This window comes from Acinetobacter sp. YH16051 (assembly GCF_013417135.1).
Classification (GTDB): Bacteria; Pseudomonadota; Gammaproteobacteria; order Pseudomonadales; family Moraxellaceae; genus Acinetobacter; species Acinetobacter towneri.
The window spans coordinates 22,132-40,271 of the sequence record NZ_VPEN01000010.1 but is presented as its reverse complement, the minus strand read 5'-3'; the positions used below and the strand labels follow the sequence as shown (position 1 = coordinate 40,271).

At 42.1% G+C, this 18,140-nt stretch carries 19 protein-coding genes; 8 read left to right on the top strand and 11 right to left on the bottom strand.

Going from position 1 to position 18,140, the window contains the following annotated elements:
- Nucleotides 1–40 precede the first annotated feature (40 nt).
- From FTV41_RS09730 to FTV41_RS09715, 4 genes are all read left to right on the top strand, one after another.
- Nucleotides 41–1,489, top strand: a complete 1,449-nt coding sequence (locus FTV41_RS09730) for a leucyl aminopeptidase (protein WP_179996504.1) — start codon at nucleotides 41–43, stop codon at nucleotides 1,487–1,489.
- Nucleotides 1,482–1,889: a DNA polymerase III subunit chi gene (locus FTV41_RS09725; RefSeq protein ID WP_179996488.1), complete on the top strand. Its 408-nt coding sequence runs from the start codon at nucleotides 1,482–1,484 to the stop codon at nucleotides 1,887–1,889. The genes FTV41_RS09730 and FTV41_RS09725 overlap by 8 nt, the downstream gene beginning before the upstream one ends.
- A 48-nt stretch (nucleotides 1,890–1,937) precedes the next feature.
- Entirely contained in the window at nucleotides 1,938–2,558 is a 621-nt protein-coding gene (locus FTV41_RS09720) for a hypothetical protein (RefSeq protein WP_004975677.1), read from the top strand.
- 144 nt (nucleotides 2,559–2,702) lie between these two features.
- On the top strand, nucleotides 2,703–2,921 hold the full coding sequence (locus FTV41_RS09715) for a hypothetical protein (RefSeq protein WP_004975675.1): 219 nt from the start codon (nucleotides 2,703–2,705) through the stop codon (nucleotides 2,919–2,921).
- 109 nt (nucleotides 2,922–3,030) lie between these two features.
- Here FTV41_RS09715 and FTV41_RS09710 read toward each other — a convergent pair whose 3' ends face one another.
- The 7 genes from FTV41_RS09710 to glnK all read right to left on the bottom strand — a co-directional run bounded on the left by FTV41_RS09710 (nucleotide 3,031) and on the right by glnK (nucleotide 9,232).
- The gene (locus tag FTV41_RS09710; RefSeq protein WP_004975673.1) at nucleotides 3,031–3,576 is read right to left on the bottom strand and encodes a VTT domain-containing protein; all 546 of its coding nucleotides are present in this window, start codon (nucleotides 3,574–3,576) and stop codon (nucleotides 3,031–3,033) included.
- Nucleotides 3,577–3,699: 123 nt separating this feature from the next.
- Entirely contained in the window at nucleotides 3,700–4,359 is a 660-nt protein-coding gene (locus FTV41_RS09705; RefSeq protein WP_104852910.1) for a riboflavin synthase, read from the bottom strand.
- Nucleotides 4,360–4,393: 34 nt separating this feature from the next.
- Entirely contained in the window at nucleotides 4,394–5,686 is a 1,293-nt protein-coding gene (locus FTV41_RS09700) for a DNA adenine methylase (protein WP_096902236.1), read from the bottom strand.
- Nucleotides 5,683–6,786 carry a bifunctional diaminohydroxyphosphoribosylaminopyrimidine deaminase/5-amino-6-(5-phosphoribosylamino)uracil reductase RibD gene (gene ribD, locus FTV41_RS09695; protein ID WP_179996503.1) on the bottom strand — a complete coding sequence of 368 codons (1,104 nt, stop codon included), beginning with the start codon at nucleotides 6,784–6,786 and terminating at the stop codon, nucleotides 5,683–5,685. Before ribD ends, FTV41_RS09700 begins: the two co-directional genes overlap by 4 nt.
- A gap of 36 nt (nucleotides 6,787–6,822) precedes the next feature.
- Nucleotides 6,823–7,281, bottom strand: a complete 459-nt coding sequence (gene nrdR, locus FTV41_RS09690; protein WP_004975665.1) for a transcriptional regulator NrdR — start codon at nucleotides 7,279–7,281, stop codon at nucleotides 6,823–6,825.
- 139 nt (nucleotides 7,282–7,420) lie between these two features.
- Nucleotides 7,421–8,830 carry an ammonium transporter gene (locus FTV41_RS09685; RefSeq protein ID WP_179996487.1) on the bottom strand — a complete coding sequence of 470 codons (1,410 nt, stop codon included), beginning with the start codon at nucleotides 8,828–8,830 and terminating at the stop codon, nucleotides 7,421–7,423.
- 63 nt (nucleotides 8,831–8,893) lie between these two features.
- Entirely contained in the window at nucleotides 8,894–9,232 is a 339-nt protein-coding gene (glnK, locus tag FTV41_RS09680; protein WP_004650081.1) for a P-II family nitrogen regulator, read from the bottom strand.
- Nucleotides 9,233–9,508: 276 nt separating this feature from the next.
- Between glnK and FTV41_RS09675 the strand changes: the two genes are divergently transcribed.
- Together FTV41_RS09675 and FTV41_RS09670 are read left to right on the top strand one after the other, a co-directional pair.
- Nucleotides 9,509–9,736, top strand: coding sequence for an accessory factor UbiK family protein (locus FTV41_RS09675; RefSeq protein WP_154321151.1), 228 nt, complete (start codon nucleotides 9,509–9,511; stop codon nucleotides 9,734–9,736).
- A gap of 72 nt (nucleotides 9,737–9,808) precedes the next feature.
- The gene (locus FTV41_RS09670) at nucleotides 9,809–11,296 is read left to right on the top strand and encodes a YifB family Mg chelatase-like AAA ATPase (protein WP_179996486.1); all 1,488 of its coding nucleotides are present in this window, start codon (nucleotides 9,809–9,811) and stop codon (nucleotides 11,294–11,296) included.
- Nucleotides 11,297–11,450: 154 nt separating this feature from the next.
- Here FTV41_RS09670 and FTV41_RS09665 read toward each other — a convergent pair whose 3' ends face one another.
- A complete protein-coding gene (locus FTV41_RS09665) occupies nucleotides 11,451–12,203 on the bottom strand; it encodes a TorF family putative porin (RefSeq protein ID WP_179996485.1) in 753 nt (250 codons plus the stop codon).
- 1,128 nt (nucleotides 12,204–13,331) lie between these two features.
- On the opposite strand from FTV41_RS09665, the gene FTV41_RS09660 reads away from it, so the two are divergent.
- Nucleotides 13,332–14,603 carry an OprD family outer membrane porin gene (locus FTV41_RS09660; RefSeq protein WP_179996484.1) on the top strand — a complete coding sequence of 424 codons (1,272 nt, stop codon included), beginning with the start codon at nucleotides 13,332–13,334 and terminating at the stop codon, nucleotides 14,601–14,603.
- Between the two features lie 98 nt (nucleotides 14,604–14,701).
- Here the strand turns inward: FTV41_RS09660 and ppa are convergent, their stop codons facing one another.
- Nucleotides 14,702–15,238, bottom strand: a complete 537-nt coding sequence (gene ppa, locus FTV41_RS09655; protein ID WP_019838157.1) for an inorganic diphosphatase — start codon at nucleotides 15,236–15,238, stop codon at nucleotides 14,702–14,704.
- 124 nt (nucleotides 15,239–15,362) lie between these two features.
- Nucleotides 15,363–15,761: an MAPEG family protein gene (locus tag FTV41_RS09650; protein WP_096902243.1), complete on the bottom strand. Its 399-nt coding sequence runs from the start codon at nucleotides 15,759–15,761 to the stop codon at nucleotides 15,363–15,365.
- A 104-nt stretch (nucleotides 15,762–15,865) separates the two neighbouring features.
- Between FTV41_RS09650 and FTV41_RS09645 the strand changes: the two genes are divergently transcribed.
- The gene (locus FTV41_RS09645; protein ID WP_004975646.1) at nucleotides 15,866–16,246 is read left to right on the top strand and encodes a hypothetical protein; all 381 of its coding nucleotides are present in this window, start codon (nucleotides 15,866–15,868) and stop codon (nucleotides 16,244–16,246) included.
- Nucleotides 16,247–16,354: 108 nt separating this feature from the next.
- Here the strand turns inward: FTV41_RS09645 and FTV41_RS09640 are convergent, their stop codons facing one another.
- Nucleotides 16,355–18,031, bottom strand: coding sequence for an AMP-binding protein (locus FTV41_RS09640; RefSeq protein WP_179996483.1), 1,677 nt, complete (start codon nucleotides 18,029–18,031; stop codon nucleotides 16,355–16,357).
- Nucleotides 18,032–18,140 lie beyond the last annotated feature (109 nt).

Genomic DNA, 18,140 nt, shown 5'->3' with positions numbered 1-18,140 from the left:
TTGCATAGTTTGCACATTTAGATAGGCATAAAATCCAGTGATTAAATTTAGCTTAAGTCCCGCATTCCAAGAACACAGCGCGAGTGAATCTTTGTCAATTTTAGTGGCTGCAGAACAGGTGCCACAGGCAACTGCTGCTTATCAAATCAAGGATTTAGACAGCATTATTCAAGCGACACAATTTAAAGCAGGCTTTAATGAAAGTTTAAGTTTGGTGGCTAGCGTTGCTGAATGCGCCAATAGCAACCTGATCGGTTTGGGTAAAACCGCAGAATTACCAGCCGCAAAGCTGGCAAAAATTGCACAAAGCATTATCAAATCTTCACAAAAAAAATTTAAACAGATCAGCATTGACTTGTCTGCCCTGCCTAGCGAGCTGCATTATGTATTTGCACTCAGCCTGACCCAAGCAGCCTATGCTTTTGATGAATACAAAAGCAAAAAGAATGAATTTCAGCTTGAACAAATCCATTTCATTGCCAATAACAGCCCACTCAGCGCAGATCAACTTCAATTGATTGAAGCCATGCAATCGGGTCAAAACATGGCACGTGACTTGGGCAACCGTCCGGGCAACATTTGTTTCCCTGAATATTTGGCAGAACAAGCTCAAGCACTTGCGGCAGAATATCCAGACCTACTCAAAGTCACCATTTTAGATGAAGCAGAAATGGCAGAATTAGGCATGGGCGCTTTCCTTGCAGTCAGTCAAGGTTCAGATCGTCCAGGGCGCATTATTAGCCTCGAATACCAAGCACAGCGTGATGAAGCACCTGTGGTATTGGTTGGTAAAGGCATCACCTTTGATACAGGCGGCATTTCACTCAAACCCGGCTTAGGGATGGATGAAATGAAATTTGATATGTGTGGTTCTGCTTCAGTTTTAGGCACCATGCGCGCGCTGTGTGAAGCACGTTTACCTATCCATGTGGTCGGCACGATTGCCGCTGCAGAAAATATGCCGTCAGGCAAAGCCACTCGCCCGGGTGATATTGTGACCAGTATGAGCGGCCAAACCATCGAAATTTTAAATACCGATGCCGAAGGTCGTTTGGTGCTGTGCGATACCCTAACCTATGTGAAACGCTTCAACCCTGCTTTGGTGATTGATATTGCGACTTTAACAGGCGCTTGCGTGGTTGCACTCGGTTCGGTACTGACAGGCATGTTTACCCCAGATGATGAACTTGCGGCGGAATTGGATGCTGCGGGACACACTGCATTTGACCGTGTATGGCGTATGCCCGTGATTGACGATTACCAAGAACAACTGGATTCACCATTTGCCGATATTGGCAATATTGGTGGGCCTAAAGCAGGTTCAGTTACTGCAGCATGCTTCTTGCAACGCTTTACCCGTGACTATCGCTGGGCGCATCTAGACATTGCAGGCACTGCATGGAATTCAGGCAGCAATAAAGGCGCAACAGGTCGTCCTGTACCGTTATTGATGCAGTTCCTCGCACAACGTGCAAGCAATAATGGCTAAAGTCAGCTTTTATTTGTTTGAAAAAAGTCCTGAACGGCAAGTGGAAAGCACTTGCCGTTTATGCCGCAAAATACTGCGGCAGCAGGCGCGCATTTGGTTGCATTGCCCTGACCCAGAGTTACAGCAAACATTGGATGAGCGTCTGTGGAGTTTTGATGCCAGCAGTTTTATTCCGCATGGCATTAACCAAACACAGGCCAGCTTATGTATTTCTGCCGAATTACCGCAGCAATCGGACTGGATTGTGTTTAATTTTAACAGTCAGGCACTTGAAGCCTATGCAAAATTTAGTCACATTATTGAGATTATTGAAAATCACGAAGCAGCTAAAGTGCTTGGACGTGAAAAATTCAAACAATATCGACGTTTGGGCATAGAACCACAGACGTTTAAGCTTTAATTTTAAAACGTTTTTTTAAAAATACTGCTCAAAATAAGGAGAGATGCGGTGACTTTAAATGTCGGCTCAGATTTTAAACAGCGCTGGTTAACCGCGCCTCAGGCTGTGCGCCAGACATTTATGGATGATCTGCATCGAATTTGTGAGGTCTTGCAACCTGAAACGCAATTACACAACTGGATTGCAGAAGATCAGCGCGCTCAGCAACAATCACAGGAAAAAATTGAACAAGCCTATGCTGACCTGAAAGCACGTTTGATTGAAGAAGCACGGCAACGTCGCCAATTGGCACTCGAACTCAAATTAGAACAGCAACGTGCAGAACAAGCCGCTTATGCTGCACAGCTACAGCAAGATGAAGCGCAACGCTTTGCAGAACAAACTCAAGCACTTGAGTTGATGCGTCAAAGTCTGGATCAGGAAATTTCAAACTATACTGCACGTTATGAGCAAAATCCTGAATTACCTGCAGTGACTTTTAATCAAGCCGCAACTGCGGTAAGTGATGATCAAATTGTTTCTGAACTTGAAAGTGTACGTTTGCGTTTAGAGCTAGAAGCCGAAACTCAAATTGAGCAGGCGGTAACGATCTTTCGTGCGCGACTACATGCTGCAGCCCAAGAAGAAATTGACTATATCTTAAAAAATTCAAATTTTTCTAAAGAATAATTTTACTTTTTATCCCCAATTAGCCCAAAGTCTTAAGCCCAATGTCATCAAAATGAAATAATTTTGTCACATGATAGTCATCCAGAAAAAGTTGAATTTTCAACTTTCATCTCCTTTAATGACTTTTGCAATCATGGGTTTCAAATGGATATCTTGACGAAAATTTCAGGCAAAATCGACCATCTTAATACGGGCGAACAGTGGAGTATTCGTGCTCAGGATTTATGGATCAGTCGTGCAGATTTCCAATCATTAAGCATGTACTTGTCTAAAGAAGCGGAAAAGGGGGAGTTTTCAATTCAAAGTAACGATACTTTTAGCCCGCGCCTGGGTGGCACAGAATTAATTGTCACCAAACACTAAAACTGAACAATATCAAAAGTCCACACGGTGGGCTTTTTTTGTGGCCATCAATCCACTTTTTTAGTTATCGCGGTGGATTTAGAATAAGAAAATAGAAAAAATGAGGAATTTAAATCCAATCACCCAACCAAGACAAAATATTACCCAAGCCATAACCTATTGCCATTAAAGAAAAAATCCATACGGCAGCACCCACCACATTATAAAAACTAAAGGTCGCCAAAGGCATGTGCCCTGATCCTGCAGCAAATGGTGCAAATGAGCGTACAAACGGTATAAAACGCGCCATTAAAATAGTTTTGCCACCATGTTTCATAAAATAATGGTTGGTTTTGACAATATATTCAGGTTTGAAATAACGTGAATGTTGATGAAAATACTTCACCCCTAGAATTCGTCCAGTGTAATAGTTGACGCTATATCCCAAGACTGCCGCGACAAAAAGCAAAATCCCCATATAGTGCAAATGCACCACGTCAGTGGTGGAACATAAGGCACCAATTGCGATCAGCAAACTATCGCCTGGTAAAAAGAACATGAACACAGAACCTGTTTCTGCAAAAATAATCAGAAACAAAATGGCATAGATCCACAGACCATAATTATCGAGTAATAATGGCAGCCAGTGTTCCAAATTCATTAAAAAATCAATCATTTACATTAAGCCAAAGGGGTGTTTATGATGAAAAAAACATCTTTATCTCGTTAATTATCCCTAAAAACAAAAAAACAGTCTAATTTTTCAATCAGACTGTTTAAATTTCATTCGGCTCTGTGCTTATTTTAAAAAGCCATTTTCAGCCAAGAATTCCATGCTAATTTTAGATTGCTGCGTAGTTTCTGCAGCTTTATCACCCAAGAGCAAACGCTCAATATAACGCGCCAAGACATCCACTTCTAAATTGACCTTGCTGCCAACTTTCCATGTGCCAATATTGGTACGCTCTGCCGTGTGTGGAATTAAATTCAGACTGATAACACTGCCGCGTAAATGGTTAATGGTCAGGCTGATGCCATCGACGGTCACCGAACCTTTTTCTGCCAAATATTTGGCAATTTCTGCAGGTGCAGTCACTTCATAGTAAATTGAACGTGCATCTTCACGTACCAGCGTAATTTCACCGACTGCATCAACATGGCCACTTACGATATGTCCACCAAAACGTGTGGTCGGCAACATGGCTTTTTCGACATTGACAGGCTGACCCACTTTCCATGTGCCTAAAGTGGTACGGTTCAAACTTTCACGGGACACATCTGCGGCATACCAATTGTCGCCCCACTCGATCACAGTCAGGCAAATACCATTGGTGGCAATTGAATCCCCCAAATGCACATCCGACATATCCAAATCGGTCTGAATACGCAAACGTACATCACCGCCCACACTTTGCAGGCTTTCTACTTTACCTAAACTTTCAATAATGCCTGTAAACATAATCTTTTCTCTCATTCACTGAGGATTTGTGGATTTACCACAACGCCAATTGGGTACTCACACCTGAGGTATCTACACCACCCAATTCTGCAAAATGGTAAAGTTGCCCTAACAACTGGCGAATAGGTGGGCCTGACTTGGCATGCGTATCGGTAATCACAATAAATTCCAGCACGCGCGCACGCTCGGACTGACGCTGTTTACTCACGCGATAACGCGGAACATCTTGCGTCAATAACGTCACTCGACCGCGTTTTAAATTGGCTTGCAACAAGTCTGTGGCACTAATATTACCATCGGTAGAATAGCTGGTCAGAATAAAACGTGCATTGATGGTTTCCAATAAGGTTTCATAAGCCTCTTTGGCATACTTGGAAGAGTTATATGGACTTGGACGTTCCTTACGCCATGCACGGTCAATACCACTTTTAAAGCCTTTGGTGTCTGGGGTGGGTAAATCGACCTGATCCCACAACGTTAAAGCATTTAAAACATGATAGTTACTGCTATAGGCATGTTGGTTATATGGAGGGTCCAAATACGCAACATCGACCTCAAAACCACTCATTTGATTGGCCAGATGCTGTGCATCGACACACCACATTTCTGCAGCAGGTTTACTGGCATCGCCAATTTCACAAAAACGGCTTGGAGTGAGCCACAATAACGATTCAATTCGTTCTAGTGCAGTTTTAGTTTTACCGCCCCAACCATGGTGGAAGCTTTTAAACACTCCACTGGTATTACTGACAAAACTGGCAGAGTACAGCAACGGTGCCAATAATGCTGACATCTCAACATCATCAATTGCACCCTGCGCTTGCCACGTGGCAATTTGCTGACGAATCGCATCTATACGCATGCCGTTTCGACGTTTAAAGAACAAACGGTCACGACTTGGGTCATAAATCTCGTCATTGCGCGGACACAAATTATGCGTCACCCAGCCTTTTACTTCAGGCAAACGGTTCAAATAATCAATGGCTTTTTGATAGCCGCCTAATTCTTTAAACGCGGGCGCTTCAGTGCAGGCCAAAATCGCATGGTTTAAGGCATGGCTGTACGGTTCCCAATCATTGGCAATCACCCGATAACCATTTTGACGCGCCAAACGTGATACCACTCCTGAACCTGCAAAAAAATCGGCAAAAATTGGTGCACGACCATTTTTAGGATGTAGCGTTCCTGTCTGTTCAAGTGCTTCTAAAATCAGATGCAGTAAACGGCGTTTATTGCCCAAATAAGGCACTAACTGATGGAATAAGTATTCATCAGTGGTGCGTGCCGCATGACGACGTTTGTGATAAACCGTTGACTCTGAACTCATAGTGTCTCTTGAGAAGGAATTAACCTAAGGCGCACGTCATCACCCAATTGAGTGACATCGCAAAGTTTAAATCGAAGTTGCTCTGCCATCTGTTCAAATTCTGCATTAAACATGGCACGAGCCGAGCGCCCTAACAATGTAGGTGCCACATAGCTGATCACTTCATCAACCCAACCTTCCTGTAAGAAAGCGGTCGATAAGGTTGCACCCGCTTCAACCAACACATCATAAATTTGATGTTGCTGTACCAATTGGGCAAGTAAGGTGGCTAAAGGTTGCGGTTCCAATTGTAACACGCCCAAAGCAGCCAACTCTGCACGATACGGTCCCATCACCATCACCGTTTCAGGCTGCTGCAAAATTTGTGCGCTCAAAGGCAAACGACCTTGGCGATCTAAAATAATCCGTTTGGGTTGTACTACGCTGTGGATGTCATCTACACCCTCTAAGTGGCGTACATTAAGCAGACAGTCATCGGCCAGTAACGTGTCGATCCCCGTTAATACTGCAGCAGAAATTGCCCGCCAATGCTGCACATCGGCACGTGCAGCCGTGCCTGTGATCCATTTGGATTCACCCGAAGCCATTGCCGTACGACCATCCAAACTAGAAGCAATTTTTAAACGCACATAAGGCATGCCTGTAGCCATGGCTTTTAAAAAGCCTGCATTTAACTGCGCTGCTTCAGCTTCTGCCACGCCCACGCTAACCTGAATACCTGCATCCTGTAAAATCTGAACGCCCTTGCCTGCCACCAATGGATTTGGGTCTGGACATGCCACCACCACTTTAGCCACGCCTGCATCAACCAATGCTTTGGCACAAGGTGGTGTGCGTCCATAGTGCGCACACGGCTCCAAAGTTACATAGGCAGTTGCACCACGTGCCTGTTCACCTGCCTGACGCAAAGCAAAGACTTCGGCATGCGGTTGTCCTGCACGCGGATGATAACCTTCGCCCAATAATTGCGCATCTTTAACAATCACACAGCCGACATTTGGATTAGGTTTGGTACTGTATTGCCCCAAACGTGCCAATTCAATAGCACGACGCATCCAAAAAAGATCGTCGGGTGGTAAATTGGAAGTAGATTCAGTCATATTCAGATGTTGTGTGCTTTTTGCTGACATGAGGATTTATTGCTCACGTAACTGCATTTGTTCAATTTGACGACGAAACGCTTCGACATCCTGAAAGTCTTGATACACCGAAGCAAAACGGACATACGCCACATGATCCAGTGCAAATAAGGCCTGCATGACAATTTCACCAATGGTACGTGATTTCACATCGCGCTCACCCAAACGGCGAATTTGTAATTGGATGTCGCTGAGTACAGTTTCTATTTGCTCTTGGGTCACAGGACGCTTTTGTAAAGCATGCATCAGTGAACGACGTAGCTTGGCTTCATCGAAGGGTTCACTTTTCCCATCCGATTTAATCACACGTGGCATGACGACTTCATAACTTTCAAAAGTGGTGAAGCGTTCACCGCAGCCAATACACTCACGACGTCGGCGAATTTGGCAGCCTTCTGCCGCCAAACGTGAGTCAATCACTTTACTGTCTGCAGCGTTGCAAAATGGACAATGCATAGCGGTTAAATTGCACAAATTTGAATGAAAATGCAGTGTAGCAAAATTTCTCAACTTTGTAGAGTTTTACGCAATATATAGAAAAAAAACAGCCCCAAAGGGCTGTTTTACACAATATATTGATTATGTGCTGTGTGGATTATTCGACACGCTCACCATGTTGGCTTAAGTCAAGTCCCATACGCTCATCTTCTGCAGCCACACGAATACCGATTGTTAGATCAATTACTTTTAAGATGATGAAAGTCAGTACAGCTGAGTAAGCAATAGTCGCTAACACACCTTCAACTTGCACCCAAACTTGGCTCATTAGGTTGCTTGGTGCAGCATCGCCCATAATAAACTCGCTGGCAAAAAAGGCGGTTAAAATTGCACCAACAATACCACCTACACCATGTAGTCCAAAGGCATCTAAAGAGTCATCGGCTTTCAGGGCGCGTTTTAAGGCAGTAATCCCCCAGAAACAGACCACACCACCAATTAAACCCATCGCTAATGCACCACCGACAGTCACAAAACCTGCTGCTGGCGTAATGACGACCAAACCTGCAACAGCACCCGATGCAGCACCTAATACAGAACCTTTACCACGTACCAGTTTTTCAACCACAAGCCATGCAATTGCTGCGGCTGCGGCTGCCACTTGAGTCACAACTAAGGCATAACCCGCTGCACCATTCGCGCCTAAAGCAGAACCACCGTTGAAACCAAACCAGCCCACCCAAAGTAAACTTGCACCCAGTACAGTCAAGGTCAGGTTGTGCGGGGCCATAGATTCACGGCCCAAGCCCATACGTTTACCCAACATGTATGCAGCAACCAAACCTGCAACACCCGAGTTAATATGAACAACAGTACCACCAGCAAAGTCGAGTGCGCCATCATTGCCTAACCAACCACCACCCCATACCCAGTGGGTAATTGGTGCGTAGACCACAACCACCCAAATCGCGATAAAGGCAACAAAGGCACCAAACTTCATTCGTTCTGCAATTGAACCACTGATAATTGCCACAGTAATGATGGCAAAGGTCATTTGAAATATCACAAATAGAATTTCAGGAATACTGCCACTGAGCGCATCGGTACCAATGCCTGCCAGCATGACTTTGTCTAGACCACCAATAAAGGCATTACCTTCACCAAAAGCCAAACTATAGCCCACTGCCACCCAGGCAATACTGACCACGGCTGCTGCTACAAAGCTATAAGCCATAGTATTGAGTACGTTTTTCTTGCGTACCATACCGCTATAAAATAGTGCCAAACCAGGAATGGTCATGAGTAAAACTAAAGCAGTCGAAACTAAAATCCAAGCGGTATCGCCTGTATCTAATACAGCTTCAGGTTCAGCAGCTTCGGGCGTGCTGACTTCTGCTACAGCTGCAACTTCTGTTGCATTTGTTGTTTCGATAGGAGATGTTTCGGCAGTTTCAAGCACTGCAACATCTGAAGTTGGTGCGGTGGCTGTTACGGCTTCTTCAGCCCAAGCAACAGAACCACCAAGAAGTGCGCCTGATAGACTCAGCGCGAGTAGCATTTTTTTCATTTGTGTCCCCCGACCTTTGTTTTTGTGAGTTATTAGGTACTCAGCAAACTTCGTGCCATTTTCTTAAACAGCGTCTGCACCCGTTTCACCTGTACGAATACGGATGACTTGTTCGAGGTTAGTAACAAAGATTTTGCCATCACCAATCTTGCCTGTACTAGCAACACGAGTGATTGACTCAATCACCGAATCCACCATTTCATCGCTAATTGCGATTTCAATTTTAACTTTAGGCAAAAAGTCAACGACGTACTCGGCGCCACGATAAAGTTCGGTATGACCTTTTTGGCGACCGAAGCCTTTGACTTCTGTTACGGTGATCCCTTGAACACCAATTTCAGATAATGCTTCACGCACATCATCTAATTTAAAGGGTTTTACAATTGCAGTTACGAGCTTCATGTGTGTTTTCCTTCGGCTTAATTCACCAGTAAGGTTTTATGTTCAAATTCCATGCCAAAGTTCTAAGGTCGGGGGAAATTAGAAACCGTGACATGAGTTTTCTTTATACCTTATTTTATACATTTATATGGTTTTGATCTTCAAAAAATAGACATATTTACTAGAAGATTTACGATTTTACTCATCGAATAAATCCATATTTCGTCTGAAATGCTATAGTCTATTCAAGACCAGTGCTACACTGCCTCCATTTTCTCCATCTTTGTGGAAACAACAATGATTGAAACTTTATTACAAGCCATTTTGGAACAAGTTGAACAACCTAAAAAAGATTTAGAACATAATTTACGTGCTTTGCTCAATGAGGCGGTCACCAAAATGGATTTGGTCTCGCAAGATGAGCTAGACCGCCAACGTACTGCGCTCAATAATGCCAACTTACGTTTAAATGAATTGTTAAAACAGGTTGAAGTACTAGAACAGAAAATCCAACTCCAAAAATAAGCACCAATTGAGTGCATAAATACAAAAACCAAACATTATAAAAATAACGCACCAAAACGGATCATCATAAAAATGTCTTTTGCCAAAGTGTATACGCGGGGGCTGCTCGGCTTGCACGCCCCTGCAATTGAAGTCGAAGTCCATCTGAGTCAAGGCTTACCTTCTTTAACCATTGTCGGTCTAGCCGAAGCTGCCGTGCGTGAGAGTAAAGATCGGGTACGCTCTGCCATTATTAACAGTGGTTTTCAATTTCCAACCAAACGTCTGACCATTAATTTAGCACCTGCCGACTTACCCAAAGATGGTTCACGTTTGGACTTAGCCATTGCTTTAGGCATTTTAATTGCTTCGGGACAATTGCCCGAACAAAGCACTGAAGGTTTAGAGTTTATTGGAGAATTGGCTTTAGATGGTCAATTGCGCCCTACCACAGGTACACTCAGTATTGCGATTGCCTGCCAACAGGCACAGCATTGTTTGGTTTTACCTGAACAAAATGCACAAGAAGCTGCTCAATTGCCTGACTTTGAAGTCTTTGCCGCCACACATTTAAAACAAGTTTGCGAACATTTGGCACAAAGCCAGCCTTTAGATAAAGTCACCGCAATTGCCCAGCCACAGTTATCACATTCCGCATTTGATTTAGTCGATGTTAAAGGACAATTGCGCCCACGACGTGCTTTGGAAATAGCAGCTGCTGGTGGACATTCATTGCTATTCAAAGGCCCACCCGGTACAGGTAAAACCTTATTGGCATCTAGGCTTTCCAGTATTTTACCGCCATTGAATATGCAGGAAAATTTAGAGGTTGCCAGTATCTATTCAGTGGCCAATAGCCCGCATACGTTTGGACAGCGTCCTTTTCGCGCCCCACATCATACCGCTTCTGCTGTAGCCTTGGTCGGTGGAGGCTCATATCCCAAACCCGGTGAAATTACCTTGGCGCATTTAGGCGTTTTATTTTTAGATGAATTGCCTGAATTTGATAAAAAAGTGTTAGAAGTGCTGCGCCAACCTTTAGAGTCCAAAGAAATTGTGATTTCCCGCGCCTCTCGGCAAATTACCTTTCCAGCCAACTTTCAACTGATTGCTGCCATGAATCCCTGCCCTTGTGGTTATGCTTTTAATCAAGATGTGCGCTGTCAGTGTTCTGCAGAAAGTATTAAACGCTATCAAAACCGTATTTCAGGGCCGTTATTGGATCGTATCGACTTACACATTGATGTACCACCTCTGCAAGCACATGAATTACAGGATACCCGACCAGTGGAAAATTCTGAAACCGTGCGAAGCCGTGTCATTCAAGCATATACACGACAATTGCAACGCCAAGAGTGTTTAAACATGGCGCTCAGTCCCAAACAATTAGAGCAATTTGCACATTTAGATGATACTGCGCAAAATATTTTAGCCATTGCGCAGCAGCGTTTGAACTTATCGGCACGTGCGTATCATCGGGTGTTACGAGTGGCACGCACCATTGCAGATTTAGCCCAAAGTGAACAGATTCAAAGTCCACATTTGAGTGAAGCACTGTCTTATCGTGCCCATGAAGCCTGATTGAAAGTCTAATTAAGAGTTCGATTAAGAATCTGATTAAAAGTCTAAGAGATGAAAATAGCCCATTGCCATGCCTGTACAATGGGCGAGTTGTTTTTATTGTTTTAAGTTTCACTCCTAACTGGAGCTTTTATTTATCGTCGTAGCCGTATCTTTAGAAGGCTTTAGTTAAAGTAAATACAGCTCCTGTTTCAACGCCACGCTTTGCCGCATGCGAAAAACCATCGGTATCAATATCAGTTCCTACAGCAGCCAATTCAGCAGATAAACCTTCAACTGAAGCAAAGTTATAGCTTACACCGACTTTCCAATCTACATAGCTGTCTTTTCCACCGCCAAAATCAAAGTCATCTGCTTGGGTGTAACCTAATCCAGCAACCCCAGAAAAGCCGGTACTTCCAATGGGTGCGGTATAAGTGGCATTGAAATACCAAGCATCGGTGTCACCACCTAAGAAATCATTACTGTAGTTAATGGCTGTTAATAAGCTGGCATCTTTAAACAAAATATCACTAAAACCTAATTTTGCATAAGCTTCGAGCCAGTTTAAATCGCTCTCACTTGGGTAGGCGTAATACCAAAAACCCACATCCAAAATGGGTTTGCTGGCAAAATAATCTAGGCTTGTGGTATAGCCCATATAAGGGTCAAGCTCTAAATGTGCCGTACCACCAAAATCGACATTGGAACCCCACACGCCTGCATACACGCCAGAATCATGGCTGAGAGCAAAACCTGCTTGCACTGCGGGATCATTAAAGGTTTGAGTTAAACCACGATAGCGATAATCACTGGTTAAGGCTGCTGTCCCGCTAAACGACATGCCTGTCGCATTTTCTGCAGCAAAGCTGAGACTTGATGTGGCTGCGAACATCGCCAAAGAAAGTGTTTGAAGTACGAATTTCATTTTAGATTCCCCCTGCATCGGATGAGATGCCTTTGTCTATTTTTTTTGACTCAATGAAGGAATTGCAAACTCTATGCCAACGATGAAATTCAGAACAGCAATTTTACGTTTAAAAGCAATAGATATAAATTTAAACTATTGTTATACATCAATTATTTTTAGTGTGTTTTTTATTTTGATTGGAATGAATTTTGATTTGCATCAATACTCGTCTTATAACCACTGCACTTTAAACATGAATTTACACAGTGCTATGATTATTTTTTGCATCCTTGCATAGCAATAAAGCTAAATCACATACCTAAAAAAGTGCAGTCAAGAATCACAAGCCTATCCTGATCAAAAAATAGAAAGTCATGCCTATCCTCTGTTCATCCTTACGCCATCAACTATCAAAACTCAGTGAACAGACAGAAATCCTGTCCTAAACTGCACTAGATTTCTGCACCAAAATTTGACATCAATATACGACGCGACACTTCAATCTTCACATCAAAAATAATTCAATGACCAAAACGATAGATCAATTTTAATTTTCGCAAGCCAAAGACCATATAAAAGTTATGTATAAAATATCTGCTTAAACAGTTCTGTTTTCATCGTAATGCCAAAACTAAACACCGATGTTTCACATGAAATCCGTAATAGCCAAAAGCTATTACTCAAAGCTTAAATAAAATGTAATTTTTATACTCTTAATTCAAATAAAGATTCATAAATTTATTTCCCCACTTATCTCTTGCCCAAAATTCGACTTCATAGATAACCATTTCACAGGAAAAACTTCACCCTATTTTAAAATTTATGCTGTGCCTTATGCGCTTTGATCACACACCAAGCTGTTGAAAAATTGAATAAACTGTATTTTTAATGTACAAGTTGCAGATGCGCTGTATTTGGCTATGTTTCAGTGACTCAGTAAGTTTTAAATATGTTTATGTTTTTACTAAAAAATAAAATATTTATTCAACTTTTGAAAAGTCGATATTTTTAATGACCCCACAGTTTATCGAAAAAATGCTTAACTTTAGTGTCATAAGTGCTTTAAAAGTGATATTTTCGCGCATAAATAGCGATACAATTCGGCTACGTTTCAACTACACATTTACTGCATGAGGCTCTCTCCCAATGCTGAAATCTAAAAAACTGACACTTGCGTTATTGATCAACGCAGCGCTTATTTCAACTGCATTTGCTAGCGAACAAAGTGAATCTAAAGGCTTTGTAGAAGACGCAAACGGTTCGGTTTTATTCCGTACAGGCTATTTAGCTCGTGACTATAAAGATGTAGCCCCTGATACAGATACCAGTTCATTTGCACAAACAGCAATCATAAAATTAGATTCAGGCTTTACCAAAGGTGTAGTCGGTTTTGGTGCAGGGATTATTGGTGATGCTTCATTCAAGCTAGGCGAAAATGCGCATACGGGCAACGGAATGATTCCAACACATAATGATGGCTCTGCTTATGACCATTGGGCGCGTGGTGGTGCTTATGTCAAAGCACGTATCTCGAATACTACAGCAACTTACGGTACACAAGTTTTAGATTTACCTGTCCTAGCTAGCAACACTGCCCGCTTAGTACCTGAATATTTCACAGGTGTACTTGTTCAAAGCAATGAAATTGATAACTTAAACTTGGTTGCAGGTAAATTTACTGAGAACCAATATTCAAGCCAAATCAATTCAGATGGTAATAAATTAGACCGTGCTGTAGTTTGGGGTGCAAAATACACCTTCAATGATGACTTAAATGCATCTTATTATGGTGTTGACGTTAAAGATAAATTAGATCGTCATTATGTCAATGCCAACTATAGCTATGCTTTGGCAAATGAAAGCACTTTAACTCATAGCTTTAGTGGTTATCATACTGAATTCGAAGCTGGTAGCTTATCAAATATTGAGACTTTGACTGAAGATAAACAGAACTCTATTTGGGCGATTTCTAGTACGTATAGTAAAGATGTACATAACGTAATGCTTGCTTATCAACAAAATACTGGCAGCTTAGGCTACGATTATGGCAACAACGCTGACGGTGCACAAAGTATTTACCTACCGAACTCTTATCTTTCAGATTTTATCGGCAAAGATGAAAAATCACTTGGCCTACAATATAATTATAACTTTAAGAATCACGGTTTAGCAGGTTTAAACTGGACTTCTGCATTTGTCTATGGATGGGATATTGATGTTCTTGGCAACGAGCAAGAAGGACAAGAACGTGAATTTTTTAATCAAGTGAAATATACAGTTCAATCTGGTTTTGCGAAAGACGCGAGCCTTCGCGTACGTCACTCATATTACCGTGCAAATGATAGCTACAAATCTATTTATATGAATGATACCAATGAATGGCGTATCTGGTTAGATATTCCAGTGAAATTATTCTAATTTCTCGGAATAGCAAACCCAATAAAAAAACCTGCACAGAATATGTGCAGGTTTTTTACATTTCAGCTTTCATTTGAACGCTGAACAGGCCACGCAAATTATGGATTTGCAGCTTTGTAGCCTTCAATTGAGTTCAATACTTCTTGTTTTGCAACATCAGCACCTTCCCAACCGCTTAACTTAACCCATTTGCCTGGCTCTAAGTCTTTATAGTGCTGGAAGAAGTGTTCAATTTGGCTGATCAATAATGGTGGAAGATCAGTATATTCTTGAACATCTTTATAAATTGGGGTTAATTTTTCGTGCGGAACGGCAACCAATTTCGCATCAACACCACCGTCATCTTCCATGTTCAATTTACCCACTGGGCGGCAACGAATCACAGAACCTGGCTCTACTGGGTGTGGGGTCACAACCAATACGTCTAGCGGATCACCATCCAATGAAAGTGTATTTGGTACATAACCGTAGTTCGCTGGGTAGAACATTGCTGTACCCATGAAACGGTCTACAAATAATGCATCAGAATCTTTGTCAATTTCGTATTTGATTGGCGCTGCATTGGCAGGAATTTCAATGATCACATAGATGTCATTTGGTGCATCTTTACCCGCAGGGATATTGCTGTAGCTCATAGCATCACTCTTAAACAAGTTAAATCTTTTTAAAACCGCGTCAATTATAACGGTTTTCTGTCCTGAATTACTGCGCGATTATACATCTGCAAGGCAAAAATACATATTTTCAGACATGACTTGATCAGGTCAGTTTAATCACCATCAGCAAAATACAAATTGGACAAAGTAAAGACAGCATCCAAACAATTGAACGCAGCGTCGCCCAATTGGCTAAATAACAAATTCCATAAATAATGCGCAGCACAATATAAGCAATACCAAACATCATCACCACCACTTGTGGGATGACCATATATTCCGCCATGAGCACTGCAGCAATAAATAAAGGCAGGCTTTCAAAACTGTTTTGCTGTACGGCGTTAGCACGTGCAGCAAAACCTGTGGTTTTGGCTAAAAATTCACGTGGATTTTGGTTATCTTCACGTTTAAAGCCGCCTGCCATTTTTGCGACAACAGCAAAGACATACGGCAATAAGCAAGCAATTATAATTAGATAAACAATTCCACTTATGCTTTGCATCAATTTTTTCTCATAAACTGTATTGAGAACTTATCATAACATGGCATTTCTTGAATAAATTTTGTTAAATAGCATGTTTTAAGCAATTGTATAAAGGATCCATTATGGTCAGCCCAGATCAAAAGGAAATGTTAGATGTACTTGAAAAGCAGCGCCAACATCAACTGCGAGTGGATCGTGTTTTAAAAATTGTGTTGCCTATTGTGGCATTTTTATTGATGGTGATTTGCGCCAACATGAACGTATGGTCGACCATTTTTACCTTCGTTGTACTTTGGGTGGCGTTTTATGCGGTAGGGATTAAGCGCTTACCGCTCTGGCACTGGATTATTGTGATTGTGGTGTATTGCTTAATTGATAATATTTTAAGTTATGGCAGTTTTAATCAATCAGGTTTTAGCCGCCAATTTGGTGCGATGTTTATTTTCTTGGGTATTGTGGGTGTTGGGCGTCGTTACTTTGACCGTTGGCTGATGAAAGAGTAGGGTCTGTTAATACTTCATCTATGTTGAACAAGAAGCAATCAATTTTCTAAGCATATAAAAAAACGCCCCTGAATTTTCGGGGGCGTTTTTATTTCAAAGCAGAATGAATTACGCAGTTTTACGCAAATCTTTACGCAAGATTTTGCCTACGTTCGATTTTGGCAATTCATCCATAAACTCCACATAACGCGGGCGTTTATAGCCAGTTAAGTTCTCTTTAGCGAATGCTAATACTTCTTCTGTGGTTAATGATGGATCTTTTTTCACCACAAACAGTTTTGGCACTTCACCTGATTTTTCATCTGGTACACCAATGGCTGCCACTTCCAATACTTTCGGATGCTTCGCAATCACTTCTTCAATTTCAGATGGATACACGTTAAAGCCTGATACCAAAATCATGTCTTTTTTACGGTCTACAATTTTCACATAGCCGCGTGAATCCATAACACCAATGTCACCTGTACGGAAGAAACCATTAATCATCACTTTATTGGTTTCATCTGGACGGTTCCAATAGCCTTTCATGACTTGTGGACCACGGATTGAAATTTCACCTTGCTCACCCAGTGCAACTTCATTGCCGTCATCATCCAAAATAGCCACTTCAGTTAATGGTAATGGAATACCAATTGTGCCAGTGAATTCTTCAGATGCAGGCGGGTTTGCCGTTGCAACTGGCGAAGTTTCAGACAAGCCATAACCTTCAATGATGTTAGTGCCTGTCACTTTTTTCCATGCTTCAGCAGTTGATGGTAATACTGCCATACCCCCGCCCATCGCCATTTTCAATTTGCTGTGATCAAGCTGTTTAAACTCTTCATTGTTCACAAGCGCATTGAATAAAGTATTCACCGCAGGGAAGAAAGTTGGTTGATATTTGCGTAATTCTTTCATCACCGCAGGTAAGTCACGCGGGTTTGGAATTAAGACGTTTGCCTGACCTTTGTACATGCCGTAAAGCGCACACACCATGAATGCAAAGATGTGATACAGCGGCAATGCACAGAAAATACGGTCATCTGGCTGACCATCTTGTGCACCGAATTTACTCTGGAAAATACCATCACATTGCAGCATGTTTGCCACAAGGTTGCGGTGTGTTAATTCTGCACCCTTAGATACACCTGTTGTACCACCCGTGTATTGCAACACAGCCGTATCACTTAAAGTTAAGCTTGGGCGTTTGTAGTTGCTTGGGCTTACTTTAGACATTGCTGCGTTAAATTTAACGTGACCCGGAATGTTCCATGCAGGAATTTGCTTACGCACTGAACGTAAAACAAAATTCACCAACGTGCCTTTTAATGCACCTAGCATATCGCCCACAGAAGCAACAACAACATGCTTCACAGGAGTTTTACCAATAATCGCCTGATAAACGGATGCAAAGTTTTCAATAATGACTAAAACTTCAGAACCAGAGTCATTTAATTGATGCTCTAACTCACGTGAAGTATAAAGTGGGTTCACGTTCACCAATACTAAACCTGCGCGGAACACCCCCAGTGCAACCACAGGATATTGAAGTACGTTCGGCATCATCACCGCAACACGCGAGCCAGGTGCCAAACCTAAACTTTGTAAATAAGTTGCAAATTTACGGCTAGCTTCTTCTAGTTCACTAAAGCTTAAAACCTTATCCATAAAGATAAAGGCATCACGTGAACCAAATTTTTGGAAATTACGTTCAAAAATGTCTACGAGTGACGTATTTTCTGCAGGCAGTTCTACAGTTTCTGGAATCCCTGTCTTTTGGTATTCAGCAAACCAAATCTTTTCCATAATGCCAATTTCTCCAATCAATAATCCTTAGTTTTAAACTGTTTTTCTCAATACAGGACGTCGTTGTTTGCTTGTTTATGTCCCGTATTGCATCCATTTTCACGAATAT

Bases quoted from the DNA above. Each gene is read 5' to 3' on its own strand.
- FTV41_RS09700 (WP_096902236.1), bottom strand. From the start codon at position 5,686: ATGAGTTCAGAGTCAACGGTTTATCACAAACGTCGTCATGCGGCACGC.
- FTV41_RS09715 (WP_004975675.1), top strand. From the start codon at position 2,703: ATGGATATCTTGACGAAAATTTCAGGCAAAATCGACCATCTTAATACG.
- ppa (WP_019838157.1), bottom strand. From the start codon at position 15,238: ATGAGCTACAGCAATATCCCTGCGGGTAAAGATGCACCAAATGACATC.
- FTV41_RS09675 (WP_154321151.1), top strand. From the start codon at position 9,509: ATGATTGAAACTTTATTACAAGCCATTTTGGAACAAGTTGAACAACCT.
- FTV41_RS09670 (WP_179996486.1), top strand. From the start codon at position 9,809: ATGTCTTTTGCCAAAGTGTATACGCGGGGGCTGCTCGGCTTGCACGCC.
- FTV41_RS09725 (WP_179996488.1), top strand. From the start codon at position 1,482: ATGGCTAAAGTCAGCTTTTATTTGTTTGAAAAAAGTCCTGAACGGCAA.
- FTV41_RS09705 (WP_104852910.1), bottom strand. From the start codon at position 4,359: ATGTTTACAGGCATTATTGAAAGTTTAGGTAAAGTAGAAAGCCTGCAA.
- FTV41_RS09710 (WP_004975673.1), bottom strand. From the start codon at position 3,576: ATGATTGATTTTTTAATGAATTTGGAACACTGGCTGCCATTATTACTC.
- FTV41_RS09640 (WP_179996483.1), bottom strand. From the start codon at position 18,031: ATGGAAAAGATTTGGTTTGCTGAATACCAAAAGACAGGGATTCCAGAA.
- FTV41_RS09685 (WP_179996487.1), bottom strand. From the start codon at position 8,830: ATGAAAAAAATGCTACTCGCGCTGAGTCTATCAGGCGCACTTCTTGGT.
- ribD (WP_179996503.1), bottom strand. From the start codon at position 6,786: ATGACTGAATCTACTTCCAATTTACCACCCGACGATCTTTTTTGGATG.
- FTV41_RS09665 (WP_179996485.1), bottom strand. From the start codon at position 12,203: ATGAAATTCGTACTTCAAACACTTTCTTTGGCGATGTTCGCAGCCACA.
- FTV41_RS09645 (WP_004975646.1), top strand. From the start codon at position 15,866: ATGGTCAGCCCAGATCAAAAGGAAATGTTAGATGTACTTGAAAAGCAG.
- FTV41_RS09650 (WP_096902243.1), bottom strand. From the start codon at position 15,761: ATGCAAAGCATAAGTGGAATTGTTTATCTAATTATAATTGCTTGCTTA.
- FTV41_RS09660 (WP_179996484.1), top strand. From the start codon at position 13,332: ATGCTGAAATCTAAAAAACTGACACTTGCGTTATTGATCAACGCAGCG.
- glnK (WP_004650081.1), bottom strand. From the start codon at position 9,232: ATGAAGCTCGTAACTGCAATTGTAAAACCCTTTAAATTAGATGATGTG.
- nrdR (WP_004975665.1), bottom strand. From the start codon at position 7,281: ATGCATTGTCCATTTTGCAACGCTGCAGACAGTAAAGTGATTGACTCA.